Genomic DNA, 24098 nt, shown 5'->3' on the forward strand with positions numbered 1-24098 from the left:
TCACGTTGTTGCCTCCCGCGTTATGCGACCGTGTCCGATCCCACACATCTTTTTGACATTTCCACCGCGTTAACGGGTGTCTGGTGGTTCAGGTAATTCGCGGCCTTGCGGGGGGAGGTGGCCGTATTGATGCAGGTCAGCCCGGAAGTCGTCGGGCGGTGGCCGCCGAGCGTACGGCGATCTTCGTCTCCCGGCGCGCGGTCCGGACAGCCCGCTGCATCGAGCGTCGGGAGTGGCCGATCCGGTGGCCGGCGCGCCAGCGCAGCCCGGGCTTGCCCTCGGTGTCCGCGGCGGCGAGCAGCAGCCCGCCGAAGAGGCCGAGGTTCTTCAGGAAGTGGGTCTGGTTGTTGTTCCGCGCCGCCGGGTCGTCGTTCTTCCAGAAGGGATGGCCGGCCACGGTCACCGGCACCAGGCTCCCGGCGAGGACCAGCGCGGCCGGACGGGTGAACTTGCCGGTGGCCAGCATCAGGCCGGCGATGAACTGGGTGGCCGAGTTGACCCGGACCAGCGTCTCGGCGTCGGTGGGGAACCGGGGGTGGACGTTCTTCTGGATCAGCGGGGCGACCCGGTCGGTCACCGGCTTGGCGGCCGGCGCCAGACGACCGGGATTCTGGAAGTTGCGGGCGCCGCTGACCACGAAGATTCCGCTCAACATCACACGGGCGAGGGAGCGCACGGGTTTCATGGATCAGTCATACCCCGTGTCGGGGTCCGCTATCCCGGCAACGCCCGAAAGGGATCGGCCGACATGGACATCCAGCGGGACGCACGCCACACCCAATTCCAGCGACCGTCGCGGATGGACCGGCCCGGCCCGGTAACGTCGCGCGGGTGACGACCCTGCGGCTCCGACCAGAGGACCCGGCGGACGAGGCGCCCGTCGCCCGGGTGCTGGCCACCGCCTTCGCCCGGCCCGACGTGACCACCCCGCCCGAGGTGGAGCTGGTCGACGAGCTGCGGCGCAGCGACGCCTGGATCCCCGAGCTGGCCATGGTCGCCGAGTACGGCGGCGAGGTGGTCGGCTACGCGCTGCTGACCTGGGTCCGCGTCCGGTCGGACGGGGGCGCGGCACCGGCGCTGGCGCTCGGCCCGGTGGCGGTCTCGCCGCACCGGCGGCGGGTCGGCCACGGCACGGCGGTCGTGCAGGCGGCCCTGGACGCCGCGACCGAGCTGGGCGAGCGGCTGGTGGTGGTGCTCGGCGACCCGGCCTTCTACCGCCGTTTCGGCTTCGAACGGGCCGACCGGATGGGGCTGACCAGTCCCTGGTCGGGGCTGGGGGAGCCGTGGCAGGCGCTGGTGCTGCCCCCGTCGGCCAGCGGCGAGGCGCCGCCGCCGCGCGGCGAGGTGGTCTTCCCGCCGCCCTGGGCCAAGGTCTGACCCCGGCCGGGCCCGCGGTCAGGCCGGCTGGGTGCGCAGGTACCGGCCGAAGTGTGGGACGGTGAAGGCGACGGTGCCCCGCTCCCCGGAGTAGATCAGCCCCTTCTTGATCAGCGCGTCCCGGGCCGGGGAGAGGCTCGCCGGCTTGCGGCCGAGCGAGCGGGCGATCTCCGCGGTGGGCACCGCGGCGTCCATGTCATCCCGACCGGTCTCCTCCCCCTCGACCAGGGAGAGCGTCGCCATCGCCCGCATGTACTCGCGCTCGGCCGGGGTGGCGCGCTCGAACCGGGAGCCGAAGAAGCCGACGGCCAGCTCCGCCTCGGCCTCCGGGGCGGCGACCCGGACGTCGGCGGCGGTGATCGGCGAGCGGGGGGCATGGTCCCAGGTGGCCTTCCCGTACGCCTGGACGAAGTAGGGGTAGCCGCCGGACTTCTCGTAGAGCAGGTCGAGCGCCTTCTGCTCGTACTCGACGTCCTCGCGCTCGGCCGGCGCGCAGAGCGCCTGGTCGGCGGCGATCCGGTCCAACCGGTCGATCCGCTGGTAGCGGAAGAGCCGTTCGGAGTAGGACTTGGCGGCGCTGAGCACGGCCGGCAGGTGCGGCAGCCCGGCGCCGACCACGATCAGCGGCGCGCCGAGCTGCGACAGCTCGTGGCAGGCGGCGCAGAGCGCCGAGACGTCCTCCGCGCCGAGGTCCTGCATCTCGTCGATGAAGACCGCGATGCCGGTGCCCACGTCGGTGGCCACCGCCGCGGCGTCGGTGAGCAGCTCGACCAGGTCGATCTCGATGTCCCCGGAGTCGGCCCGGCCGCTGCTGGCCGGCACGTCGATGCCGGGCTGCCAGCGGTCGCGCAGCCTGGGCGCGGCCGCGCCGCGGCCGCTCGGCACGGAACGCTGGGCGAACGCCTTGAGCACGCCGAGGAAGCCGTCGATCCGGTCCGGCGCGCGGTGCCGGGGGGCGAGTTCGCGGACCGCCATGTGCAGGGCGGCGGCGACCGGGCGGCGCAGCGACTGGTCGGGGCGGGCCTCGATCTTGCCGGTGCCCCAGAGGTGGTTGATCGCCTGCGAGCGGAGGGTGTTGAGCAGGACCGTCTTGCCGACGCCGCGCAGGCCGGTGAGCATCAGGCTGCGCTCGGGGCGGCCCCGGGCGATGCGTTCCAGCACGACGTCGAAGACATCCAGCTCCCGCCCCCGCCCGGCAAGCTCGGGCGGGCGCTGCCCGGCGCCCGGGGCGTACGGGTTGCGGACCGGATCCACGTATCGCAGAGTATCGGGCCGTCTAGCCGCGGGGCTAGACATGGATAGATGGGCCTACCGGCGTGTCGGGGCCGTCGAGACGAAACTAGGGCTGTCTAGCCTTCACGCTAGACAGCCCTAGTTTTGCCTACGGGTGGGATCAGCGCTGCTTGAGACAGAGGACGAAGTCGAGGGTGTCCAGCTCGCTGTCGAAGAAGTACCAGTTGGTGTAGCCGTCCACCTTCGCGCACTTGGCCTGGGCGTCCTTCTCCCCGCTGGTCGCGCCGTCGAAGCGGCGCAGCACCTGGTACGTCTTCGCGCCGCACCCGCTGATCAGCAACTTCGGCTTGCCGCCGGCCGGACCCTCGTTGCGGACGCACTGCCCCGCCTTGACGAACCGGGGATCCGCCGAGGACGCCGGCGCCGGTGCCGTGGCGGCCGGGGCGTCCGGCGCGCTCGCCGCCGCCGACGGCTCCGCGCCCGGGTCGGAGGGCTGGGTGGACCCGGCCACCGGGGCCGGGTCGTCCCGGCCGAGCAGGTAGGTGGCCGCGCCGCCGAGAACGAGCACCGCCAGCACGGCGAGCACCGCGATCAGCGGACCCTTGCCGCGCTTCGGCGGGGGCGGCGGATCGGCGTACGGGTGAGCGTCGCCGACGTACGGCGCGGCCGGCGGGTAGCCGGGCTGCCCGGCCGGCGGGTACCCCTGGGCGGTCGGCTGGTAGGGCGGGTACCCCGAGGCGTAGGTGGGCTGCCCGGGCGTCTGCCCCTCCCACCCCGTCCCCGCCGTCGGCTCGTACCGCTGGGCGGGCGGCTCGCCCCACCCGCCGGGCTGCGCGTCGTACCGCGGGTCGGCCGGCGGAGCGTACGCGTCGTCGGGCCGCCGTCCACCCCACGGCTCCCGGGAGCCGCCGACCGGTGGACCGAAGTTCGTCATGAACGCCCTCCTGTGTGCGGCAGAGTTGAGAGGCCGGCCACCAACGGGGGACGCCGACGCCGTGGTCACCGTAGCCTGATCCCCCGATGAGCTCACGCCCCGCAAGTGCGACGCCCGCCCGACCCGGCCCCCCCGGCGCCCGCGCCGGACGGGCCGGGTCGGGCGCCGACCACCCCGCCATGCCGGCCCGACCCGCGCTGATCTGGACCGCGCTGGTCCTGGTGTACGTGCTGTGGGGCTCCACCTACCTGGGCATCCGGATCGCGGTCGAGTCGCTGCCGCCGCTCACCTCCGCGGCCGGCCGGTTCGCCGCCGCCGCTCTGGTGCTGGCGGCGGTGCTGCGGCTCCGGCGCGGCCCCGGCGCGCTCCGCGTGGACCGCCGGCAACTCGGCTCGGCCGCGCTGGTCGGGCTGCTCCTGCTGGCTGGCGGCAACGGCCTGGTGGTGCTCGCCGAGTCCGGTCCGGTCGGCGTCGCCGTGCCCTCCGGCATCGCCGCGCTGCTGGTCGCGACCGTCCCGCTGCTGGTGGTGCTGCTCCGTACGCTCGGTGGCGACCGGCCCGGGCCATGGACCTTCGCCGGGGTGACCCTGGGCTTCGTCGGCCTGGTCCTGCTCGTGCTTCCCACCGGCGGTTCGGCGGCCGTGCCGCTGGCCGGGGCGCTCATCGTGGTCACGGGGGCCACCTGCTGGTCCGTCGGGTCCTTCCTCTCCGGACGCCTCCGGATGCCGGCCGACCCCTTCGTGGCCACGGTCTACGAGATGGTCGCCGGCGCCGTGGCGCTGGCCGTGACCGGCGCCGTGCGGGGCGAGTGGCACGGCTTCTCCCCGGCCGACGTGACCGGCCGCTCCTGGGCGGCGCTGGCGTACCTGATGGTGGCCGGTTCGCTGGTCGCCTTCACCGCGTACGTCTGGCTGCTGCACCACGCGCCGATCTCCCTGGTCGCCACGTACGCCTACGTCAACCCGGCGGTCGCGGTGGCGCTCGGCGCGCTGGTCGCCGCCGAGCCGGTCACCGCCCGGGTGCTGCTCGGCGGCGCGGTGATCGTCGCCGGGGTGGCGCTGGTGGTGACCACCGAACGTCCGCGCCGGCCGGTGGACGGGACAACCCCGGAGCCGGGCCGCCGGTAACCTCCGGGCTTGTGTCCGCCGCGTCGGGTGGCGACCCGGCGCCGCCGGCGGCCTCCGGCCGCCATCGGCCGCGCCAGCCGTTCAGATGAGGCGGAGCTGGCGGTCCCTGGGGCGGCGGGGCTCGGCGTCGCCGAAGCGTTCGAACAGGCCCGGGTCGATCACGTCGAGGAACGGCGAGGGTCGGCACTCACGTTCCGCCCCGTGCCGGACCCGGCGGGCGGCGTGGCTGACGTAGAGCCGGTCCTGGGCGCGGGTCAGGCCGACGAAGAAGAGCCGGCGCTCCTCGGCCACCGCTTCGTCGGCCGGCTCCGAGCCGGGCCAGCGCAGCGGCAGCAGCCCGTCCTCGGCGCCGACCAGGAAGACCACCGGGAACTCCAGGCCCTTCGCCGCGTGCAGGGTGAGCAGGGTGACCGCCTCGGCGCGCGGGTCGAGCGCGTCCACCTCCGCGCCGGTGGCGAGCTGGGCGAGGAACAGTTCCAGGTCGTCGCCGCAGCGGCGGGCCAGCGGGGTGAGCAGGTCGACCGCCGAGCGGACATCCTCCGGGCGGACCAAGCCGGCACCGTCCAGCGTCGGCACGGCGAAGCGTTCCGCCACCGCCTGCCCGGCCAGCCGGACGCGAGCGGCCAACGGGCCGTCGACACCGTCGGCGTGCCGCAGCTCGCGGGCGATCGCCGCCACCCCGGGCCGGTCCCGGAGCCGGTCGTGCGAGCGCTTCTGCACCGGGATGTTCGCCCGGGCCAGCGCGTCCACGATCGGCGCGGCCTGCTGGTCGGTGCGGTAGAGCACCGCGATGTCGGAGAACGACAGCGACGTCGACCGGCCGTCGATCCGGCCCGAGTCGAGCGACCGGTGGGAGAGGCCGCCCACCAGCTCGTCGATGGTGCGTACCACGAAATCGGCTTCTTCGGAGACGGAGGCCGCGGGGTAGCGACCGACCAGCGGGGCCTCCGGGTCGAGCCGGGCCGGGTCCAGCCGGCGGCCGCGGACCAGCGACGACGGCGCGATGGCCTGCACCGCGGCGGCCAGGATGGGTGCCGACGAGCGGTAGTTGCGGTTCAGCCGGACCAACCGGGCGTCGGTGAAGTCCTGGGAGAAGCGCAGGAAGTAGCCGACGTCGGCGCCCCGGAACGAGTAGATCGCCTGGTCCGGGTCGCCAATCGCGCAGAGGTTGCCGTCGGCGGGGCTGAGCAGCCGCAACAGCTCGTACTGGACGGCGTCGACGTCCTGGTACTCGTCGACGAAGATCCAGCGCCAGCGGTCGCGGTACTCGCGTACCAGCTTCTTGTCGGCCCTCAGCAGCGCGACCGGCAGGGTGAGCAGCTCGTCCAGGTCGACCAGGTCCTGCTTGCGCAGCAACGCGGTGTAGCGGGCCGCGTCGTCGCCGGCCTCCGTGCGGGCCGCCGAACGGTCCGCGTCGTCGGCGATCCGGAAGTCCGCCGGCAGGCCGGCCGCCTCGGCGTTCTCCCGGAGGATGCTCAGGCCCAGCGAGTGGAAGGTGCCCACGGTGACGTCCTCGGCCACCGGCCCGAGCAGACCGTCCAGCCGGTGCCGTAGTTCCTCGGCGGCCCGTCGGGTGAAGGTGATCGCCAGGCACTGCTCGGGGAAGACGTTCAGCTCCGCGCAGAGGTAGGCGATCCGGTGGGTCAGCGTCCGGGTCTTGCCGGTGCCCGGGCCGGCCACGATCAGCAGCGGACCGCCCGGCGCGGAGGCGGCCACCCGCTGCATCGCGTCCAGCCGGTCCAGCAGGCCGGTGCCGACCTCCTCCATGCCGGCGAGCATCGGCTCGAACGGCTCGTGCGGGGAGGGCGCCGGCGCGATCGGCGGAGGCGGTGGGGGTGCGGCCTTCCGCTTCGGCTCGGCCTTCGCCGCCGCCGGACGCCTGGCCTTCGGCTTCGGCGCCGGCTCCGCGGGCCGCCGCTGCGCCGGCACGGGTACGTCGAAGAGCGTGTCCTGCGCTCCCGGGGTGCCGCCGGCACCGCCCAGCTCGGCCGGGTCGAAGAGGGTGATCACGCCGTACTCGCCGTCGTACCCCGGCACCCGGCGCACGTCGCCGCGGCGCAGCCGGCCGATGCCCTCGGCGAGCAGCTCGCCGCCGACCCGGCCGACCTCGTCCAGCGGGGTGGCGGTGAGGATCTCCAGCTCCGGGCCGAGCGCGGCGACCAGCTCGTTCAGCTTCCCCTCGACCTTCTTGGAGCGGGCGCCCACCTTGTTGATCTCGCCGAGGATCTCGGCCAGCGGCACCAGGTGGGTCACCGCGCGGGCGTGCGAGGGCCGGTGCCCCGCCGGCCGGTCGGCCAGCTCCTCGACCCGGCTCAGTACGCCCACCGTCAGCGGCTTGCCGCACTCCGGGCAGCGTCCGTCCGCCTCGCGGGTCCGCTCCGGCGACCAGTTGACGCCGCAGAGCCGGTGCCCGTCGGCGTGGTACTTCCCCTCTTCCGGGAAGAACTCGATCGTCCCGGCCAGCCCGTCGCCGGTCCGCAGCGCCTCGCGGATGGCGAAGTAGTTCCGGGCCGAGTTCAGGACCGTGGCCTCCCGGGCCAGCGCCGGCGGCGAGTGCGCGTCGGAGTTCGACACGAGCTGGTAGCGGTCGAGGCTGCCCACCCGCCAGTTCATCTCCGGATCGGAGGAGAGGCCGGTCTCCACCGCGAAGATGTGGTCGGCCAGGTCCGCGTAGCAGTCGGCGATCGCGTCGAAGCCGGACTTCGAGCCGAGCGCGGAGAACCACGGCGTCCAGATGTGCGCGGGGACCAGGTAGCCGTCCGGGCTGGCGTCCAGGGTGATCTCCAGCAGGTCCCGGGAGTCCAGGCCGAGAATCGGGCGGCCGTCCGAGCCCAGGTTGCCGATCCGGCCCAGCGCGGTGTTGAACCGGGCCACCGCGTCCAGGTCCGGCAGGTAGATCAGGTGGTGCACCTTGCGGGTCCGGTCATCCCGCTTGTAGATCGTGGAGATCTCCACGCTGAGCATGAACCGGACCGGGTCCGCCTCCGCCGCGCTCGCCAGCCGGGGCGGGAGCCGACGGGCGATGTCCCGCTCCGCCTCCGGGCTCAGCCGGTACAGGCCCGGCTCGGCCGGGTGCAGGGTCTCCCGCAGGTGGTCGTACCAGGCGGGGTGGGTGAAGTCGCCGGTGCCGAGCACGCCGATGCCCTTGCGCCGGGCCCACCAGCCGAGGTTCGGCAGGGTCAGGTCACGGCTGCACGCGCGCGAGTACTTCGAGTGGATGTGCAGATCCGCGACGAATGGCGGGAGGCCACCGGGGGGTGCGGCGCTGAACGGAGGCACGCCGCATCCTGTCACGGCCGGTGCACCGCCCGCCCGCCGCCACGCGTACGGGTGACGTGAGCAATCCGGTGCTGGACTGCGCGGCCCGGGCGCGCTATGGGGCGCGCAGCTCGACCAGGGTGACCTGCGGCGCGGCGCCGACCCGGACCGGCGGGCCCCAGAAGCCGGCGCCGTTGGTGACGTAGACCTTGGTGCCGTCCACCTCGCCGAGACCGGAGACCACCGGCTGCTGAAGCTTGACCAGGTAGTTGAAGGGCACCATCTGGCCGCCGTGGGTGTGCCCGGAGAGTTGCAGGTCGACGCCGAACTTCGCCGCCTCGTGCGCGGCCACCGGCTGGTGTGCCAGCAGCACCACCGGCCGGCTCGGGTCGCGGTCGCCCAGTGCGGCGGCGTAGTCGGCGGGGGCGGCCAGCCCGGTGCCGGCCGCGGTGACGTCGTTCACCCCGGCCAGGTCCAGCACCCCGCCCCGGGCGCGGATCTCCTGCCGCTGGTTCTGCAGCACCCGCAGCCCGAGCCGGTCGACCTCCTGGACCCACTCCTCGACGCCGGAGTAGTACTCGTGGTTGCCGGTGACGAAGAAGCTGCCGTAGCGGGAGCGCAGGTCGCGCAGCGGCGCCGCCGCCTCGCCCAGTTCGGCCACCGAGCCGTCGACCAGGTCGCCGACGACGGCCACCAGGTCGGCGTCCAACCGGTTGATCATCTCGACGATCCGCTCGGTGTGTGCCCGGCCGCGCAGCGGGCCCAGGTGGATGTCGGAGACGGTGGCGATGCGGAGCCCGTCCATGCTGCGCGGCAGCTTCGCCAGCGGGATCCGTACCCGGTCGAGCTGCGGCGGGCCCATCGCGGTGCGGACGCCGTACCCGGTGATCCCGGCCGCGGTGAGGCCGGCGAAGATCGCGGCGCCGCGCGCGAGCAGCAACCGGCGCGCCGGGTCGTGGTCCGGCTGGTCGACCGCCGCGGCGGCCGGCGGCTCGGCCGGGCCGGCGGCTCCGACCAGCGCGGGCTCCGGCGCGGCGGTGGTCGGCTCGGCGACCGCCGCCCGGCGGCGCAGCACCAGCTTCGCCACCGCCGTCGGCGCTTCCAGCGCCAGCAGCAGGACCAGCAGGTAGAACATCACCGCCAGCCAGAGATAGCCGGGCCAGGCCAGCCAGTACACCCCGCCGCGGGTCCCCGCCATGGTCGCCGGCACCAGCAGCGCCAGCAGCAGCGTGGCCGTGCCGCCGAACCTCCGCCAGCGGCCCGGGCCGGTGGTGTCCCGGACCAGCCGCTTCCACAGGTACAGGTGGATGAGGGCGGTGACGAGCACCGCGAAGCCCACGAAGGTCGCCATCGCCAGCACGTGAGCCTCCTAGCCGCCGGCGAACGGCGGCAGCACGTCGACCGTCACCCCGGCCGGCAGCGGTACCTGACGATCATGGCAGGCCACGCCGTCGACCAGGAAACTCGCCGCCTTCAGCACGGCGGCGAGCCGCTCGCCGTGCCGTTCGGCGAGTTCATCCACCAGTTCGTCGAGCGAGCGCCCGGCGGATGCGGTCTCCTCGGTACGGCCGGCGGCGGCCCGCGCGCCGGCGAAGTAGCGGACGGTCAGCTCCACCCGTCAGCCTCCGATCGCGGACATCGGCCGGACGGGTTGCAGGAACGATGGGTCGTCGATGCCGTGGCCGGCGCGCTTGCCCCACATCGCCGTACGCCAGCGGGTCGCCAGTTCGGCGTCGTCCGCGCCGCCGCGCAGCGCGCCGCGCAGGTCCGACTCCTCGGTGGCGAAGAGGCATGCGCGCACCTGGCCGTCGGCGGTGAGTCGGGTCCGGTCGCAGTCGCCGCAGAACGGCCGGGTCACGCTGGCGATCACCCCGACCCGGGCCGGACCGCCGTCGACCAGCCAGGTCTCGGCCGGCGCGGCGCCGCGCTCGGCCGGGTCGGCCGTCAGGGCGAACTCCCGGCCCAGCGCCGCCAGGATCTGGTCGGCGGTGACCATCGTCGTCCGGTCCCAGCCGTGCTGGGCGTCGAGCGGCATCTGCTCGATGAAGCGCAGCTCGTAACCGTGGTCGAGGGCGAAGCGCAGCAGCTCCGGCGCCTCGTCGTCGTTGATGCCGCGCATCAGCACCGAGTTGATCTTCACCGGGGTCAGTCCGGCCGCCGCCGCACCGGCCAGCCCGGCGAGCACGTCGGCCAGCCGGTCCCGCCGGGTCAGCTCCGTGAAGCGGGCCGGGTCCAGGGTGTCCAGCGAGACGTTCACCCGGTCCAGCCCGGCGGCGCGCAGGCTCGGCGCCAGCCGCGCCAACCCGATGCCGTTGGTGGTCAGCGAGATCCGGGGCCGCGGCTCCAGCGCGGCCACGGCGGAGACGATGCCGACCAGCCCGGGCCGGATCAGCGGCTCGCCGCCGGTGAAGCGGACCTCGGTGACGCCGAGCCGCTGCACCGCGACCCGGACCAGCCGGACGATCTCCTCGTCGCTGAGCAGCTGCGGCCCGGCCAGCCAGGGCAGCCCCTCGGCCGGCATGCAGTACGTGCAGCGCAGGTTGCACTTGTCGGTGAGCGAGACGCGCAGGTCCCGGGCGACGCGGCCGTACCGGTCGACGAGGACGCCGGGGGTCGTCGGGGCGGCGGTCACCTGTCGACGGTAGCGCGTCCGGCGCCCCGCAGCGCGGCTCGGGCGGCGGTGCCGACCGCATCCCGGTACGCCGCGCCGAACAGGGCGGTGTGCACCAGCAGCAGGTGGAGCTGGTGCAGCGGCACCCGCTCCCGCCACCCGCCGGCGAGCGGCCACGTCTCGTCGTAGCCGGCCAGGATCCGGTCCAGGTGGGGTGCGCCGCCGAAGAGCGCGAGCTGGGCGAGGTCGGTCTCCCGGTGCCCGCCGTGCGCGGCCGGGTCGACCAGCCAGACCCGGTCGTCGGCGCCCCAGAGCAGGTTGCCCGGCCAGAGGTCGCCGTGGATCCGGGCCGGCGGCTCGTCCCCGCCGAGGTCCGCGATCCGCTCGACGACCTCCTCGACCAGCCGGGTCTCCGGCTGGCTCAGCGCCCGGTTGTCGACCGACATCCGCAGGTAGGGGGCGAGCCGGCGGCGCGCGAACCAGTCCGACCACGGGCCCGGGTCCGGGGTGTTGTCCTGCGGCAGCGCACCGATGAAGCCGGGCCACTCCGCCCCGAACGCGGGCGCCCCGGCCCGGTGCAGCGCGGCCAGCTCCCGGCCGAGCCGCTCGGCCGCCTCCGGCGTCGGCTCGCCGGGGTCCACCCAGTCGAGCGCCAGCAGCTCCGGCAGCGGCACCACCACCCCCGGTACAGCCACCGCGCCGGCCTCGCGCAGCCAGCGCAGCCCGGCCGCCTCGGTGGCGAAGAACCCCTCCGGCGCCGGCCGTCCCGCCGTCTCCGGCCAGGTCTTGGCGAAGACCGAGTGGCCGTCGTCCAGGGTGAGCCGGGAGGCGGCGCAGCTGTCACCGCCGGAAACCGGCGTCTCCCGGATCCGCTGATGGGTCAGGAACGTCGGCAGGTGCTCCGGGTGCGCCCGCAGGTACGCCAGGTCCATGAGCGCAAGGTAGCCGCTCCCACCGACGCGCGAGGGCCGCGTCGCCCCGCCGGTGCCTGCGGACCGCCGTCACCTGCGCCTTTACTCTCCGTGTCTGTGGACAACCCGCGTGTCGTCCACAGGGCCTGTCGGCCGGGCATCGGTCCGCCGCACGCTCCCGGCATGACACCGACCGACCGCCCCCGGCTCGCCGTCCGCTCACCCGCCGACCTCATCGCCGCCGTGCCGTACCTGCTCGGCTTCCACCCCGCCGACAGCGTGGTCGTGGTGGCGCTGCGCGGTCGACGGGTCGTCTTCGCCGCCCGGGGCGACCTCCCCGACCCCGGCGCCGATCCCCGTCCGCCGGCCCGACACCTGGCGGGGGTCATCGCCCGGCAGGGCACCGAGTCCGCCACCGTGGTCGGCTACGGGCCGGCGTCCCGGGTGACCGCGGCGGTGGACGCGGTCGGCGAGGCGCTGGACGCGGCCGGGGTGGTCGTGCTCGACGCGCTGCGGGTGACCGACGGGCGCTGGTGGTCGTACCTGTGCGTCGAACCCGACTGCTGCCCGCCCGACGGCACCCCGTACGACCCGGCGGCCAGCGAGGTCAGCGCGGCGGCCGTCTTCGCGGGCCAGGTCGCCCTCCCCGACCGGGCCGCGTTGACCGCGCAGGTGGCCCCGCTCGACGGGCCGGTCCGGGTGGCCATGCGCCGGGCCACCGCCCGGGCCCGGCCGCGGTTGGCGGCGCTGACCGAGGAGGCGGCGGAGACCGCCCTGGTCGGTGGCCGGTCGGTCCGGTCGGCCGGGGTGGCCGCGGTGCGCACCGCGTTCCGTCGGCACCGGCGGGGCGAGCGGCTGAGCGACGACGAGGTGGCCTGGCTGACCGTGCTCCTGACCCAGCTCCCGGTACGCGACCACGCCTGGGAGCGGACCGACGGTCGGGACGGGGACATCGGCCTCTGGACCGACGTGCTGCGCCGGGCCGAGTCGGAGCTGATCGCGGCCCCGGGCAGCCTGCTCGCCTTCGCCGCCTGGCGGGCCGGGCACGGCGCCCTGGCGGCGGTGGCCCTGGAACGGGTGCTCGCCACCCACCCCGACTACTCCCTCGCGCTGCTCCTCGACGACCTGCTCCGGCGCGGCGTGCCCCCGTCCGAGCTGGACGGTTGGCCGGCCGTCGGCTTCCCCGGGGTGGTCCGCCGCCGGGCCCGCCGCCGCGGCGTCTCCCGGGGCAGCTGATACCGGCGGCTGGCCAGGTCACCTTCCAGAGCGAGCACGGGTGGATATCGGGCGCGAGCCTGTGCGAGGAAGCGGTCGGTCAGGTCGGCGGGCGAGCTGTCGTCGCCGAGTTGCGCGAGCTGATCGCGGGCCTCGGCCAGCTGACCAGACAAATAGAGGAAGCACCTTGCTCCGCGACCCGCTGACGGATGCCTACGGTCGGCTTGTGAAGCTGATGGGCGCGCACGAGATCCGGATGCGGCTTGACGGAATCAGCCGTCAGCGCGTCTACGCGATCACGTCGCACCGTTCGTTCCCGGCACCGGTGGCGGAGTTGCAGCAAGGGAACGTGTGGCTCGCGGAGGATGTCGAACGGTGGCTACGCGAGCACCGGCCAGAGCTGGCCGACGAGGAGTAGTGGGTCGGCGTCGCGTCAGTTGGTGATCCGCTGACTGCCCGCGTAGACGTTCATGGTCCGGCCGCGCAGGAAGCCGACCAGGGTCATGCCGGCCTCTTCGGCCAGCTCGGCGGCGAGGGTGCTGGGCGCGGAGACCGCCGCGAGCAGCGACACGCCGGCCATCCACGCCTTCTGGGTCAGCTCGAAGCTGGCCCGGCCGGAGACCAGCAGCAGGTGCCCGGCCAGCGGCAGCCGCCGCTCCCGCACCGCCCAGCCGACCACCTTGTCGACCGCGTTGTGCCGACCCACGTCCTCACGCAGCACCACCAGGTCGCCGTCGGGGGTGAAGAGGCCGGCCGCGTGCAGGCCGCCGGTCCGGTCGAAGGCCCGCTGGGCCGCGCGGAGCCGGTCCGGCAGGGCGGCCAGCACCTCCGCCGGCACGGTCATCGGGTCGTTCCGCACCGCGAAGAGCGAGCGGGTCCGTATCGCCTCGATGCTCGCCTTGCCGCAGACCCCGCACGAGCTGGTCGTGTAGAAGTTGCGGGACGGGTCGGTGGTGGGCTCCGGCACGCCCGGGGCCAGCACCACGTCGACCACGTTGTAGGTGTTCGGCGTCTCCGCCCCGGCGCAGAGCTGGGCGGTGTGCACGTCGTCGGTGGACCGGATCAGCCCCTCGGTCAGCAGGAAGCCGATCGCCAGGTCCAGGTCGTCGCCGGGGGTACGCATGGTCACCGCGAGCGGCCGCCGCCGGCCGGGCCCAGCCGGGCCGACCCGGATCTCCAGCGGCTCCTCGACGGCCAGGGTGTCCTGACGCTTCACCCGGGTGCGTCCGTTCGCCGCCGCGTCGAGGTCGATCCGGAGCACGCCCCGCCGATCAGTCGCCCGTCCCATCCCGCCATCCTGCCCCGCCCGGCCGCACGCCCGCACGGCGACGGCGGCCGGGTGAGGACCCGCCCGGCTACGGTGGCCGGGTGACGGCGTACGCGGCGGTGGTGCTCGCGGGCGGCGCGGCGCGCCGGATGGGCGGCGTGGACAAGTCCGCGCTCCCGGTCGGCGGCCGGCCGATGCGGGACCGGGTGCTCGCGGCGGTCGCCGACGCCGAGCCGCTGATCCTGGTCGGTCCGGCCGGCCCGGTCCCGGAGGGCGTCCGGGTGACCCGGGAGGACCCACCGGGCGGTGGCCCGGTGGCGGCCACCGCGGCAGGGCTGGCCCTGCTCGACCCCGATACGGCCACCGTCGCCCTGCTCGCCGCCGACCTGCCGCTGCTCACCGCCGGGGCCGTCGACGACCTGCTGCGGCAGCTCGACGGGTCGACGGTCGACGGGGCCTGCTACGTCGACGGCGACGGTCGCCGGCAGCAGCTCTGCGGCGTGTGGCGGGTCACCGCGCTGCGAGCCGCCCTGGACCGGGTCGCCGCGCAGCGGGGCGGCACGCTCGACGGGGCTCCGGTGCGGGCGGTGCTGGCCGGGCTCACGGTGCGGGAGGTGGCCTGGTCCGGCTCCGGCCCGCCGCCCTGGTTCGACTGCGACACTGACGAGGACGTACGCCGGGCCGAGGAGTGGACACGATGACGGTGATGGACGACTGGGTCACGGCGGCCTGCGCCGAGCTGGGTCTCGACCCGGCGGAGGTGCCGGTGCCGGTCGTGCTCGACCTGGCCAAGGACGTGGCCCACCAGGTGCTGCGTCCGGGCGCGCCGGTGTCCGCGTACCTGCTGGGGCTCGCCGTGGGGCGCGGCGCCGATGCCGCCGGGGCGGCGTCCCGGCTCAGCGAGCTGGCCGCCACCTGGCCGGTCGAGCTGGACGGCACCGGTCCGGCCGAATAGCCGGGATGTCCCTGGTCCCGGGCGACCTCGGGCGGCACGATGTCCGATCCCGGTCGGCCTGATTCGGCCCCCACCGTCCGTGGGTAGGGTGACCATGACGGACGGAGGCGATCATGACGGCAGACCACCCCTCGATGCCGACGGATGACCCGGCCGGCGGTGCGCCGGAGCAGTACGAGTCGATCCTGCTGGACGAGCCGACCACTGCCGACCTGCGGGCGAAGGTGACCGAGGCCTGGCGGGAGTTCGCCCGCGCGCTGGCCGAGCGGCTGCGCGACCTGCCCACTGGCGCGCACGTGGAGGTGACCCTCGACCCCACCGCCTCGGGCACCGGGAACGCCGTCTACTCGATCAGCGTGGACGCCGGCGCGGAGGGCAGGATCGCCGCCCGGGCGGTCGGCAACGCCACCCTGCCGCAGGGCTACCGGCTGGACCGGGCCGCCGTGGCCGACATGATCGCGCTCGGCTGGTCCCCGCCCGGCGTGGTCGAGGGCTCCGGCGAGCAGTTCGGCCTGGACTGCGCCGCCTCCGAGGCCACTCGCCTGGCGGCGGTCCTCTCCCGCACCCTCCGCGACGTCTACGGCGCGCCGCACCCCGCCTTCCTCGTCTACCTGGTGCACGACGCCGAGGGGGAGCCGCTGCCGGTGGCGCCGATGGGCACCGCGCGCAGCGAGTTCGGCTCGGCCCGGGACGTGGAGGCCGATCTCGACGAGGCGCTGGCCGCGGCGGCGACCGCCCAGGCCGGCGAGAACGACGTGCTGGCGCTCGAGGAGCGCGTCCGCACGGTCGTCTCCACCATGCTCAAGTCGGAGTCCGACCAGGTGCAGATCGACTCGGACGGCGACATCAACATCCGGGCCGGCTCGGCCATGGTCTTCGTCCGGGTACGCGACAACCCGCCCCTGGTCGACGTCTTCTCCCCGGTGCTCACCGAGGTCGAGCCGACCGAGCGCCTCTACGTGAAGCTCTCCGAGCTGACCAACCGGATGCCGATCGGCCGGCTCTACTGCGCCGACGACACGGTCTGGGCCTCCATCCCGGTGTTCGGCCGGAACTTCCAGGCCACCCACCTGATGCTCGCCGTCCAGGTGATGACCGGGCTGGCCGACGAACTGGACGACCGGCTGCACGGCGAGTTCGGCGGCAAGCGCTTCTTCGGCGAGGGGGACAAGCCGGCCCGCTCGCAGGGCGAGCACCGCACCGGCATGTACCTCTGACCGCCCGCCGCTCCGACGGGTCGGGGGCGGGATCGCGACTCCGGGCGGGGCCCCGGCGGGCGCGGGTGGCGTCGGTCAGTGGAGGTCGAGGAGGGTCTTGCCGACGGTGGCCCGCGCTCCCATCGCGGCATGCGCCTCGGCTGCCCGTTCCAGCGGGAAGCGCTGCCCGATCAGCGGTCGCAGCCGCCCGGCCGCCGCCTCGGCCAGCGCCCGTTCGGTGAACCCGCGCAGCGCCGCCGGGTCGGCGGTCGGGCGGAGCAGGGTCACTCCCCGGTCCGCCACGAGGTCGGCCGGCAGCTCCGCCCAGGCGCCGCTGGCCAGCCCGAAGCTCAGCATCCGCCCGCCCGCGTGCAGCAGGTCGAACGCGGCCCGCGCCAGCGGGCCGCCGACCCCGTCGAAGACCACGTCCACCCCGCCGGTGGCCGCCCGGACCTGGTCGGTCCAGTCCGGTTGGAGGTAGTCCACCACCAGGTCGAGGCCGCGCTCGCGCAGCAGGGCGACCTTCCGGGCACCCCCGGCGGCGGCGACGACCCGCGCGCCGGCCGCCGCCGCGAGCTGCGCCAGCAGGGTGCCGACCCCGCCCGCCGCCGCCTCGACCAGCACCCGCTCGCCGGGCCGCGGTCGCGCCGTGTGCGCCAGCATCGTGGCGGTACGGCCGTCGGCGAACACCGCGACCGCCTCGTCCAGCGGCAGCCCGGCGGGTACCTCGACGGGGAGGTCCCGGTCCACCACCACCCGCTCGGCGTAGCCTCCCGAGCCACCGGTCCCACTGACCACCCGCCGTCCGATCAGCTCCGGGTCGACGTCGGGACCGACGGCGGCGATCACGCCGCCGACCCCGTTGCCGGGGATCAGCGGCGGCGTGGCGGGGAACGGCCCGAAGCCGGTCGCCCGGAACATGGTCTCCACGAAGGTGAGGTTGGCGTGGGCCACCTCGACCAGAACCTGCCCCGGTCCGGGCACCGGATCCGGCGCGGGCCCCGGCACCAGCACCTCCGGACCCCCGAACTCCCGCAGCCACACCGCGCGCACGTGTCCCCCTTCCGCAGTCCCGCACCCACTGAACAACCTCAACCCAGGTCGAGGTCAACCCGGGCACCCGCACCCGGCGACCGGGCAGCCGCCGGGCGGGACGGTCAGCCGCCGGAGGGGCCGACGCCGGGCGACTCGACCAGCCGGGACAGGACGATGGTGCTGCGGGAGGAGGTCACGAAGGACTCGGCCCGCAGCCGTTCCAACGCCTCCTCCAGGTGGGAGATGTCGGCGGCCCGCAGGTGCACCAGCGCGTCTGCCTCCCCCGAGACGGTGTACGCGCCGACCACCTCGGGGTGCCGCCGGGCGGCCGCCCCGATCTGCGCCGGGGTGGTCCGGCCGGCGCAGAACAGCTCGACGAAGGCCTCGGTCGTCCAGCCGACGGCGGCCGGGTCGACCACCGCGGTGAACCCCCGGATCACCCCGGCGGATCGGAGTCGGTCGACCCGTCGCTTGACGGCGGGGGCGGAGAGTGATACCCGAGTGCCGATGTCCGCGTACGACGCACGGGCATCCGCCACGAGCAACGCAATGATTCGCTGGTCAACCGCGTCGATCTGCAACGTTCCGCCTCTGGGAAGCAATGGTTGTGGCTGTTACCAAAGTTGTACCGTACCTACTCTTGGTGACCGTGAACCAGCAGCGAGTCCCGCGAAAGCGGACATATCTCATGTGCTCGCCCGAGCACTTCGCGGTCGAGTACGCCATCAACCCGTGGATGGACGTGACCGCGCCGGTCGACGCCGAGCTGGCGGTCAAGCAGTGGGACCGCCTGCGGGAGACGCTCGTCGGCCTCGGCCATGAGGTGCACCTGCTCACCCCCGAGCGCGGGCTGCCCGACATGGTCTACGCGGCCAACGGCGCCTTCGTGGTGGACGGCACCGCCTACGGCGCCCAGTTCAAGCACGAGCAGCGGGCCGCCGAGGCCGCCGCGCACCGGGGGTTCTACGAGGCGCAGGGCTGGCGGTTCATCGCGCCGAGCGAGACCAACGAGGGCGAGGGCGACTTCGCGTACCTGCCGGAGGCGCACGGCGGCCTGATCCTCGCCGGCCACGGCTTCCGCACCGAGCTGCCGGCGCACGCCGAGGCGCAGGAGGCGCTCGGCCGCCCGGTGGTCTCGCTTCGCCTGGTCGACCCGCGCTTCTACCACCTGGACGTGGCGCTCGCGTCGATCGACGACGCCAACGTCGTCTACTACCCGGGCGCCTTCTCGGTGGCCAGCCAGAAGGTGCTCGCCCAGCTCTTCCCGGACGCGGTCATCGCGGACGACGAGGACGCCCTGGCCTTCGGTCTCAACCTGGTCAGCGACGGCCTCAACGTCGTGCTCAACAGCGAGGCCAACCGGCTGGCGGGCAAGTTGAAGGCCGCCGGATACCACCCGGTCCCGGTGGAGCTGGCCGAGCTGAAGAAGGGCGGCGGCAGCGTGAAGTGCTGCATCGCCGAGCTGCGCCACTGACCGTCCCGCAGCACACGCCGAGCACACGACGGGCCGGCCTCCCGCAGGGGAGGCCGGCCCGTCGGCGTACCGGGGCTCGGCTCAGCCGAGCGTGGCCAGCTCGTTGATCACGACGTTGGAGAGCAGCTGGCCGTCGTGCTGGACCCGGCGCAGGTACCACTTCTGCTGCGGGGTGCGCGGCTGGTTGAACTGCCAGGGCCCGCGCGGGCTGTCGACCTGGCCGATCTTGCCCAGCGCCAGGTTGACCTGTTGCGGGGTGGGGTCCCCGCCGACCAGCCGGATCGCCTTGTCGAGCACCTGCGCGGCGTCGTACGAGGCCATCGCGTAGGTGGTCGGGGAGGCGTGGTACGTCTTGCGGTACGCCGAGGCGAACACCCGGTTGGCCGTGTTGTTGAGATCGGCCGAGTAGTTGAGCGCGGTCTCGATGCCGTACTTCTCGATCGTGGCGTCCTCGCTCTCCAGGTCGGTGAGCACCGTGCCCTCGGTGAGGAACCCGGGGGCGTAGATCCGGCCGCGGTAGCCCTCGTCGTAGACCTGCTTGACGAACTGGACCGCGGCCGGGCCGGCGTAGTGGCAGAAGATCACGTCGGGCCGGCGGCCCGGCGCCAGCGCCCGGCCGATGGCGTCGACGTACGTCCCCTTGCCGGGGGTGGGGTCGTCGGTGGTGAGGATCGGCTCGTCGGCGATGCGGCGGCCGTTCACCTCGTAGCCCTTCCGGAAGCCGCCGATGACGTCCCGGCTGCTCGGGCTGTCGGGGGCGATGATGGCGATCCGGCTGGTGGCGGGCAGGGTCTCGTGGAGGTACTGGCCGAGCGCCCGGCCGGGTTCGTCGAGCACGTACGAGGTGCGCCAGATGTAGACGACGCTCTGCAGGCTGGTCGGGGAGGCGTTCGAGCCGATCAGGGGCACCCGCGCCTGCTCGACGCTGTCCCGGATGCCCAGCATGACGGCGGAGCTGACCACGCCGGTGAGCGCCAGGACGCCCTCCTTGAGCAGGCGGTCGACGGCGGCCTGCCCGCTCTTGGCGTTCTCACCCTCCTCGGCGGACACCACGGTCACCGGGTGCCCGCCCAGGCGCTGGTCGTTGAGGCTGAGGAAGAGCTGGAAACCGTTGGTGATCTCTTCGCCGATCGCCTTGTTCGCGCCCTTGCCGGGCACGATCAGCCCGATCTTGATCGGGTTGCCGGAGCCGGCGGCCGTCCCCCCGGAGTCGGAGCCGCAGCCGGCCGCCAGTCCGCTGGTACCGAGCGCGGCCAGCAGTTGAAGTGCCCGCCTGCGGTTCATCTGCGACACCGATTTCCTTCCGAAAAAACGTTGCAGGGGCTCATCGCCCCTTCGGCGTTCTACCTGGTCGGCGACGCTGCGTCAATGCCAGGAAGATCATCGTGCAGGGACCGCAACGCGTCGACCACCCGGGGCCAGGCCGCGGAGTCCGGCGCGATCAGCCCGAAATGCTCGCATTCAGGCAGCTCGACAAGGGTGGCGGGGGAGCCGGCGGCCCGGGCCGCGGCGACCCAGGAGCGGCTCATCCCCACCGGCACCTGGCGGTCCTGGCCGCCGTGCACAACTACGCTCCGTACCCGAATCGGCACCAACGTCGATGGATCGGCCGCCGCGTACCGGTCGGGCACGTCCGCCGGGCCGCCGCCGAGCAGCACGGCCACCGCCCCCGAGTCCAGGTCCAGCCGGTACGCCTCGGCGAGGTCGGCGACCGGGGCCAGCGCCAGCACGCCGCCGACCGTCTCCGGCGCGTGCGCCGCGACGTACAGCGCCAGGTGACCGCCGGCCGAGTGGCCCACCAGGATCGGCGGTACGGGAGCCACCCGGTCCGGCATCGCGGTGGCGGCCAGCCCGGGCAGCGCGGCCACCCCGGCCAGCACGTCGGTCAGCGTGTGCGGCCAGCCCCCGTCGGGCTGGCCGGTGCGCCGGTACTCGACCTGGGCGACCGGGTGGCCCAGCGCGGCGAGCGCCGCCGCCATCGGGCCGGTGTGACTACGGTCATACTCCGTCCGCCAGAACCCGCCGTGCACCACGACGACCAGCGGCCGGGCCGGGCCGTCGCCGGCGGGCCGGCGCAGGTCGGCGACCTGTTCGGGATGGTCGCCGTAGGCGACCGTGACGTCCGGCGCCGGGGCGGGCCGGGTCAGCACGGCGCGCGGGTCTGCGGGCATGACCGGGACGGTAGCGCGCCCGGCCGGGTGGTTCGGGCCCGGGACCCGGTCCCGGCGCGCGCGGGTGGCGGGCGCTGGGTAAAGATGGGACCCATGACCGAAGCGCCTTCCGGTGGACAGAACGACGAGCAGGGCACCGACGGGATCCCCGGCACGGTGGTGGTGGTCGGTCCCGACGGCCGGCCGGTCGGCACCGTGCAGACCGAGGAGGGGCTGGGCGAGGACCCCACCCGCCTCGTGGAGCAGCCGGCCAAGGTGATGCGGATCGGCAGCATGATCAAGCAGCTGCTGGAGGAGGTGAAGGCGGCGCCGCTCGACGACGCCAGCCGGCACCGGATGCGCGAGATCCACGAGCGCTCGATCGTCGAGCTGAAGGAGGGGCTCGCCCCCGAGCTGCGCGAGGAGCTGGAGCGGATCTCGCTTCCCTTCACCGAGGACAAGGCGCCCAGCGAGAGCGAGCTGCGGATCGCTCACGCCCAGCTGGTGGGCTGGCTGGAGGGCCTGTTCCACGGCATCCAGGCGGCCCTGGTCGCCCAGCAGATGGCCGCCCGGGTGCAGCTGGAGCAGATGCGGTCCGGCCGGCAGGCGCTGCCCAGCGGCCCCACCGGGGTCATGCCGGGGATGCCCGGCATGGGCCAGCCGCAGGGCGGCGAGGGGCACGGCACAGGCCAGTACCTCTGACCAGGCCCGGGCACCGCGCGCACGCGGGCGGCCCGGACCGCTCAGCCCACCCCGAAGACCTTCTCCAGGTACGCGGCCACGCCGTCCGCGGAGTTCGCCGCCGTCACCTCGTCGGCGATCTCCAGGACGGCGGGGTGCGCGTTGGCGACCGCCACCGCCCGGCCGGCCCAGGTCAGCATCGGCACGTCGTTCGGCATGTCGCCGAAGGCCAGCACGTCCCGCTCGTCGATGCCGAGCCGGGCGCAGTACCAGGCCAGCCCGGCCGCCTTGGTCACCCCGGCGGCGGAGATCTCCACCAGCCCGGTGTACGACGAGTGGGTCGCCTCGGCCAGCCCCGCCAGCGCCCCCGCCACCAGCTGCACGAACGCGTCCGGGTCCTGCTCGCCGGCCCGGGCCAGCAGCTTGACCGCCGGGGCGGAGAGCAGCTCCTCGGGGGACTCGACCGCCCGGATGGCTTCGTGGTCGGCGTCCCAGCGCAGCGGGTAGTGCGCCTCGTGCCGCATGTGCCGGCTGTCCACGATCTCCACCGCGAAGCTCACCCCGGGCACCTCGGCCCGCAGCCGCCGGGCCACCTCCGCCAGTAGCTCCGGGGCGAGCGGGTCGGCCCGCAGCACCTCGTCGGCGACCGGGTCGTACACCACCGCGCCGTTGGCGCAGATCGCCGGGAGCGGCTCGGCGAGCTGGTCGTACACCAGCTGGAGCCAGCGGATGGGCCGGCCGGTGACCAGCACGACCGGCGTGCCCTGCGCGGAGATCCGGGCCAGCACCGCCGCGGTGTGCGGGCTGAGCGTCCGGTCGTCCCGGAGCAGGGTGCCGTCGATGTCCGTCGCGATCAGCCGAGGTGCCTCTCCCATCACCGGGACAGTAGTCGGTCCAGGTAGACCGCGACGCCGTCGTCGTCGTTGCGCAGGGTCACCTCGTCGGCCGCGGCGCGGACCTCCGGGTGGGCGTTGGCGACCGCCACCCGCGCCCACCCCGCCCAGGCGAACATCGGCAGGTCGTTGGGCATGTCGCCGAAGACCAGCACCTCGGCCGGGTCGACCCCGAGGGTCTGCGCGACCACGCTGAGCCCGGTCGACTTGTCCACCCCGGGCGGGCAGATCTCGATGAAGCCGAGCCCGGCCTGGGTGAGCGTGGCCGTCTCCGGCGGGACGATCCTGCGGGCCGTGGCCAGCAGCTCGTCGACGTGGTGGTCGGCGGTCCGGGCGAACGCCTTGATCACGTCGGAGGAGACGCACTCCGCGCGGCTGCGTGCCTCGAACCGGTCCGGGTAGGGCCAGCTCGGGTGGTAGTCACCCCAGAGCGGGGCGTCGTGCTCGTCGGAGGCCTCGACCATGACGGTGAGCGGGCCGACCGCCGCCTCCAGGTCGGCGAGGAGCCGGGCGAGCACCTCACCGGGGAGGCGTTCGTCGCGCAGCACCACGGGGCCGGCCGGATCGCTCTGGTCGACCACCCGTCCCCCGCCGGCCATCACCAGGAAGTCGGCGGCGCGGATGTCGTTGCGGGTCAGCTCGGTCAGGCGCGGTCCGCGACCGGTCGCGCCGACCACCGGGATCCCGGCGGCCCGCACCCGGTCGAGCACCTCGTGGGTGTACGCGGAGACGGTCTCGTCGCTGCGGACGAGCGTCCCGTCGAGGTCGGTGGCGATCAGCTTGGGCAGGCCCGGGCGGGTCATCGTTCCTCCTTCGCCCGCCGCCGTCGCGCCAGCCGTCCTGGTCGTCGGTGCCTCGGCCCATGAACGGCGGGCAGCAACCGTACCTCGCGGAACAGGTCGCATCCATGGCTTCCCGGCGAATCGGGCACCAACCCGCGGCGACCGTCCGGTGACGGTCCGGAGCTTCGCTCAGGCCGGCGGCTCGCCGCGGGCGAACGGCACGGTGGGCTCGACCGTCAGGTCGGCCGGTGCGGGCAGGAGGTCGTCCGCCCGCCGCCGCTCCCGCCGGCGACCCCGCCCCAGCGGCCCGGGCTCCGGCTCCGCGCCGGGCTCGGCGGCGGCCCCCGCGGGCGCGGTCTGGCCGGACAGGTGCAGCGCGGCCGCGAGCAGGACGGTGGCCAGGAAAGCGGTCACCAGACCGCGGCCGTAGTCGACCCGGACCCCCGCCTCCGAGGGGTAGAACAGCGTCCGCTGGCCCGCGTCGTCGAGGGAGAGCGCGGTCGCGGTCAGCACGGCGAGCACCGCCACCGCGAGGCCGAGGCCGGCCACCCGGGCGTTGGACCGGACGGCGGGGGTGCCGCGCAGGGCCAGCGCCACCGCCACCGCGAGGCCGAGCAGGCCCACCAGGTAGCCGGCGCCGAAGCCGCCCACGTCGGCCACCCCGCCCGGGACCCGGATCGAGGTGTTCCCCTCCGAGTCGCCGTTCGGCACCGTCATCACCAGCCACTCGCCGATCAGCGAGGCGATCGCGGCCACCGCGCCGAGCCCGGCCAGCACCAGCGGCAGCCGGTGGTCCCGCCGCAGTCCGGCCAGGGAGCGGCCGACCCGGCCGGGCGGGGTGGGCTCTTCGTCGCCCCATTCCACGACGGTCGTCCCGTCGGACCGGTCGTCCTGCCTGGGGATGGGGAGATCCTGAGACATCGGCCACCCTTCCGCACGCGGGCCTGTGCCGAATCATGGCACAGCTGACACGCGGCGAAGGGTCCCGCAAGTCCCACG

At 74.5% G+C, this 24098-nt stretch carries 25 protein-coding genes; 9 read left to right on the forward strand and 16 right to left on the reverse strand.

All coding sequences use genetic code 11. The annotated features are described in order from the left end of the window. Positions 1–136 precede the first annotated feature (136 nt). The gene (locus GA0070613_RS09440) at positions 137–685 is read right to left on the reverse strand and encodes a DoxX family protein (RefSeq protein WP_089011943.1); all 549 of its coding nucleotides are present in this window, start codon (positions 683–685) and stop codon (positions 137–139) included. Positions 686–831: 146 nt separating this feature from the next. Here GA0070613_RS09440 and GA0070613_RS09445 point away from each other — a divergent pair, with 146 nt between their 5' ends. After that, positions 832–1377: a GNAT family N-acetyltransferase gene (locus GA0070613_RS09445; RefSeq protein WP_089011944.1), complete on the forward strand. Its 546-nt coding sequence runs from the start codon at positions 832–834 to the stop codon at positions 1375–1377. 18 nt (positions 1378–1395) lie between these two features. Here GA0070613_RS09445 and GA0070613_RS09450 read toward each other — a convergent pair whose 3' ends face one another. Beyond that, a complete protein-coding gene (locus GA0070613_RS09450; RefSeq protein WP_089011945.1) occupies positions 1396–2631 on the reverse strand; it encodes an ATP-binding protein in 1236 nt (411 codons plus the stop codon). Between the two features lie 139 nt (positions 2632–2770). Next, a complete protein-coding gene (locus tag GA0070613_RS33325; RefSeq protein ID WP_408630995.1) occupies positions 2771–3205 on the reverse strand; it encodes an LppU/SCO3897 family protein in 435 nt (144 codons plus the stop codon). A gap of 518 nt (positions 3206–3723) precedes the next feature. Here GA0070613_RS33325 and GA0070613_RS09460 point away from each other — a divergent pair. After that, entirely contained in the window at positions 3724–4671 is a 948-nt protein-coding gene (locus GA0070613_RS09460; protein WP_089011947.1) for an EamA family transporter, read from the forward strand. 81 nt (positions 4672–4752) lie between these two features. On the opposite strand, the gene GA0070613_RS09465 is transcribed toward GA0070613_RS09460, so the two are convergent. The 5 genes from GA0070613_RS09465 to GA0070613_RS09485 form a co-directional block, all read right to left on the reverse strand. After that, positions 4753–7950, reverse strand: a complete 3198-nt coding sequence (locus GA0070613_RS09465; protein WP_089011948.1) for a UvrD-helicase domain-containing protein — start codon at positions 7948–7950, stop codon at positions 4753–4755. 94 nt (positions 7951–8044) lie between these two features. Next, a complete protein-coding gene (locus GA0070613_RS09470) occupies positions 8045–9280 on the reverse strand; it encodes a metallophosphoesterase (RefSeq protein ID WP_089015851.1) in 1236 nt (411 codons plus the stop codon). Positions 9281–9298: 18 nt separating this feature from the next. Then, positions 9299–9544, reverse strand: coding sequence for a MoaD/ThiS family protein (locus GA0070613_RS09475; RefSeq protein WP_089011949.1), 246 nt, complete (start codon positions 9542–9544; stop codon positions 9299–9301). A 3-nt stretch (positions 9545–9547) separates the two neighbouring features. Further along, a complete protein-coding gene (moaA, locus tag GA0070613_RS09480) occupies positions 9548–10561 on the reverse strand; it encodes a GTP 3',8-cyclase MoaA (protein WP_089011950.1) in 1014 nt (337 codons plus the stop codon). Continuing rightward, positions 10558–11472: a fructosamine kinase family protein gene (locus GA0070613_RS09485; protein ID WP_089011951.1), complete on the reverse strand. Its 915-nt coding sequence runs from the start codon at positions 11470–11472 to the stop codon at positions 10558–10560. Before GA0070613_RS09485 ends, moaA begins: the two co-directional genes overlap by 4 nt. Positions 11473–11634: 162 nt before the next feature. Here GA0070613_RS09485 and GA0070613_RS09490 point away from each other — a divergent pair, with 162 nt between their 5' ends. Both GA0070613_RS09490 and GA0070613_RS09495 read left to right on the forward strand, forming a co-directional pair. Then, entirely contained in the window at positions 11635–12687 is a 1053-nt protein-coding gene (locus GA0070613_RS09490) for a DUF4192 domain-containing protein (protein ID WP_089011952.1), read from the forward strand. 214 nt (positions 12688–12901) lie between these two features. Beyond that, positions 12902–13084 carry a hypothetical protein gene (locus GA0070613_RS09495; RefSeq protein ID WP_089015852.1) on the forward strand — a complete coding sequence of 61 codons (183 nt, stop codon included), beginning with the start codon at positions 12902–12904 and terminating at the stop codon, positions 13082–13084. Between the two features lie 15 nt (positions 13085–13099). On the opposite strand, the gene fdhD is transcribed toward GA0070613_RS09495, so the two are convergent. After that, entirely contained in the window at positions 13100–13954 is an 855-nt protein-coding gene (gene fdhD, locus GA0070613_RS09500) for a formate dehydrogenase accessory sulfurtransferase FdhD (RefSeq protein WP_089011953.1), read from the reverse strand. A gap of 80 nt (positions 13955–14034) precedes the next feature. Between fdhD and mobA the strand changes: the two genes are divergently transcribed. The 3 genes from mobA to GA0070613_RS09515 all read left to right on the forward strand — a co-directional run bounded on the left by mobA (position 14035) and on the right by GA0070613_RS09515 (position 16105). Continuing rightward, positions 14035–14634 (forward strand): molybdenum cofactor guanylyltransferase, encoded by a 600-nt coding sequence (mobA, locus tag GA0070613_RS09505; protein WP_089011954.1) that lies wholly within the window; start codon positions 14035–14037, stop codon positions 14632–14634. After that, complete coding sequence (locus GA0070613_RS09510) at positions 14631–14888, forward strand: DUF6457 domain-containing protein (RefSeq protein WP_089015853.1); 258 nt, start codon at positions 14631–14633, stop codon at positions 14886–14888. Before mobA ends, GA0070613_RS09510 begins: the two co-directional genes overlap by 4 nt. A 113-nt stretch (positions 14889–15001) precedes the next feature. Beyond that, positions 15002–16105 carry a T3SS (YopN, CesT) and YbjN peptide-binding chaperone 1 gene (locus GA0070613_RS09515; protein WP_089011955.1) on the forward strand — a complete coding sequence of 368 codons (1104 nt, stop codon included), beginning with the start codon at positions 15002–15004 and terminating at the stop codon, positions 16103–16105. A 75-nt stretch (positions 16106–16180) separates the two neighbouring features. Here the strand turns inward: GA0070613_RS09515 and GA0070613_RS09520 are convergent, their stop codons facing one another. After that, entirely contained in the window at positions 16181–17137 is a 957-nt protein-coding gene (locus tag GA0070613_RS09520) for a zinc-binding dehydrogenase (protein WP_089011956.1), read from the reverse strand. Positions 17138–17241: 104 nt separating this feature from the next. Beyond that, positions 17242–17700 (reverse strand): Lrp/AsnC family transcriptional regulator, encoded by a 459-nt coding sequence (locus tag GA0070613_RS09525; protein WP_089011957.1) that lies wholly within the window; start codon positions 17698–17700, stop codon positions 17242–17244. 59 nt (positions 17701–17759) lie between these two features. Here GA0070613_RS09525 and ddaH point away from each other — a divergent pair, with 59 nt between their 5' ends. Beyond that, entirely contained in the window at positions 17760–18593 is an 834-nt protein-coding gene (gene ddaH, locus GA0070613_RS09530) for a dimethylargininase (RefSeq protein ID WP_408630977.1), read from the forward strand. Between the two features lie 81 nt (positions 18594–18674). Here the strand turns inward: ddaH and GA0070613_RS09535 are convergent, their stop codons facing one another. Both GA0070613_RS09535 and GA0070613_RS09540 read right to left on the reverse strand, forming a co-directional pair. After that, a complete protein-coding gene (locus GA0070613_RS09535; RefSeq protein ID WP_089011959.1) occupies positions 18675–19886 on the reverse strand; it encodes an ABC transporter substrate-binding protein in 1212 nt (403 codons plus the stop codon). A gap of 50 nt (positions 19887–19936) precedes the next feature. Next, on the reverse strand, positions 19937–20764 hold the full coding sequence (locus tag GA0070613_RS09540) for an alpha/beta hydrolase family protein (RefSeq protein ID WP_089011960.1): 828 nt from the start codon (positions 20762–20764) through the stop codon (positions 19937–19939). A gap of 84 nt (positions 20765–20848) precedes the next feature. On the opposite strand from GA0070613_RS09540, the gene GA0070613_RS09545 reads away from it, so the two are divergent. Beyond that, entirely contained in the window at positions 20849–21445 is a 597-nt protein-coding gene (locus tag GA0070613_RS09545; RefSeq protein WP_089011961.1) for a bacterial proteasome activator family protein, read from the forward strand. Positions 21446–21486: 41 nt separating this feature from the next. Here the strand turns inward: GA0070613_RS09545 and GA0070613_RS09550 are convergent, their stop codons facing one another. The 3 genes from GA0070613_RS09550 to GA0070613_RS09560 form a co-directional block, all read right to left on the reverse strand. Then, the gene (locus GA0070613_RS09550; RefSeq protein ID WP_089011962.1) at positions 21487–22299 is read right to left on the reverse strand and encodes an HAD family hydrolase; all 813 of its coding nucleotides are present in this window, start codon (positions 22297–22299) and stop codon (positions 21487–21489) included. Then, a complete protein-coding gene (locus tag GA0070613_RS09555; protein WP_089011963.1) occupies positions 22299–23120 on the reverse strand; it encodes an HAD family hydrolase in 822 nt (273 codons plus the stop codon). The genes GA0070613_RS09550 and GA0070613_RS09555 overlap by 1 nt, the downstream gene beginning before the upstream one ends. 168 nt (positions 23121–23288) lie before the next feature. Next, complete coding sequence (locus GA0070613_RS09560; RefSeq protein WP_089011964.1) at positions 23289–24020, reverse strand: hypothetical protein; 732 nt, start codon at positions 24018–24020, stop codon at positions 23289–23291. Between the last annotated feature and the right edge of the window lie 78 nt (positions 24021–24098).

Source organism: Micromonospora inositola, assembly GCF_900090285.1.
GTDB lineage: Bacteria > Actinomycetota > Actinomycetes > Mycobacteriales > Micromonosporaceae > Micromonospora > Micromonospora inositola.

What these genes read in the sequence shown, in the direction of transcription:
- fdhD (WP_089011953.1), bottom strand. Translation starts at nt 13,954, where the DNA reads ATGGGACGGGCGACTGATCGGCGGGGCGTGCTCCGGATCGACCTCGAC.
- GA0070613_RS09495 (WP_089015852.1), top strand. Translation starts at nt 12,902, where the DNA reads ATGGGCGCGCACGAGATCCGGATGCGGCTTGACGGAATCAGCCGTCAG.
- GA0070613_RS09555 (WP_089011963.1), bottom strand. Translation starts at nt 23,120, where the DNA reads ATGACCCGCCCGGGCCTGCCCAAGCTGATCGCCACCGACCTCGACGGG.
- GA0070613_RS09510 (WP_089015853.1), top strand. Translation starts at nt 14,631, where the DNA reads ATGACGGTGATGGACGACTGGGTCACGGCGGCCTGCGCCGAGCTGGGT.
- GA0070613_RS09490 (WP_089011952.1), top strand. Translation starts at nt 11,635, where the DNA reads ATGACACCGACCGACCGCCCCCGGCTCGCCGTCCGCTCACCCGCCGAC.
- GA0070613_RS09540 (WP_089011960.1), bottom strand. Translation starts at nt 20,764, where the DNA reads ATGCCCGCAGACCCGCGCGCCGTGCTGACCCGGCCCGCCCCGGCGCCG.
- GA0070613_RS09550 (WP_089011962.1), bottom strand. Translation starts at nt 22,299, where the DNA reads ATGGGAGAGGCACCTCGGCTGATCGCGACGGACATCGACGGCACCCTG.
- GA0070613_RS09460 (WP_089011947.1), top strand. Translation starts at nt 3,724, where the DNA reads ATGCCGGCCCGACCCGCGCTGATCTGGACCGCGCTGGTCCTGGTGTAC.
- GA0070613_RS09440 (WP_089011943.1), bottom strand. Translation starts at nt 685, where the DNA reads ATGAAACCCGTGCGCTCCCTCGCCCGTGTGATGTTGAGCGGAATCTTC.
- GA0070613_RS09485 (WP_089011951.1), bottom strand. Translation starts at nt 11,472, where the DNA reads ATGGACCTGGCGTACCTGCGGGCGCACCCGGAGCACCTGCCGACGTTC.
- GA0070613_RS09470 (WP_089015851.1), bottom strand. Translation starts at nt 9,280, where the DNA reads ATGGCGACCTTCGTGGGCTTCGCGGTGCTCGTCACCGCCCTCATCCAC.
- GA0070613_RS09560 (WP_089011964.1), bottom strand. Translation starts at nt 24,020, where the DNA reads ATGTCTCAGGATCTCCCCATCCCCAGGCAGGACGACCGGTCCGACGGG.
- GA0070613_RS09545 (WP_089011961.1), top strand. Translation starts at nt 20,849, where the DNA reads ATGGGACCCATGACCGAAGCGCCTTCCGGTGGACAGAACGACGAGCAG.
- GA0070613_RS09515 (WP_089011955.1), top strand. Translation starts at nt 15,002, where the DNA reads ATGACGGCAGACCACCCCTCGATGCCGACGGATGACCCGGCCGGCGGT.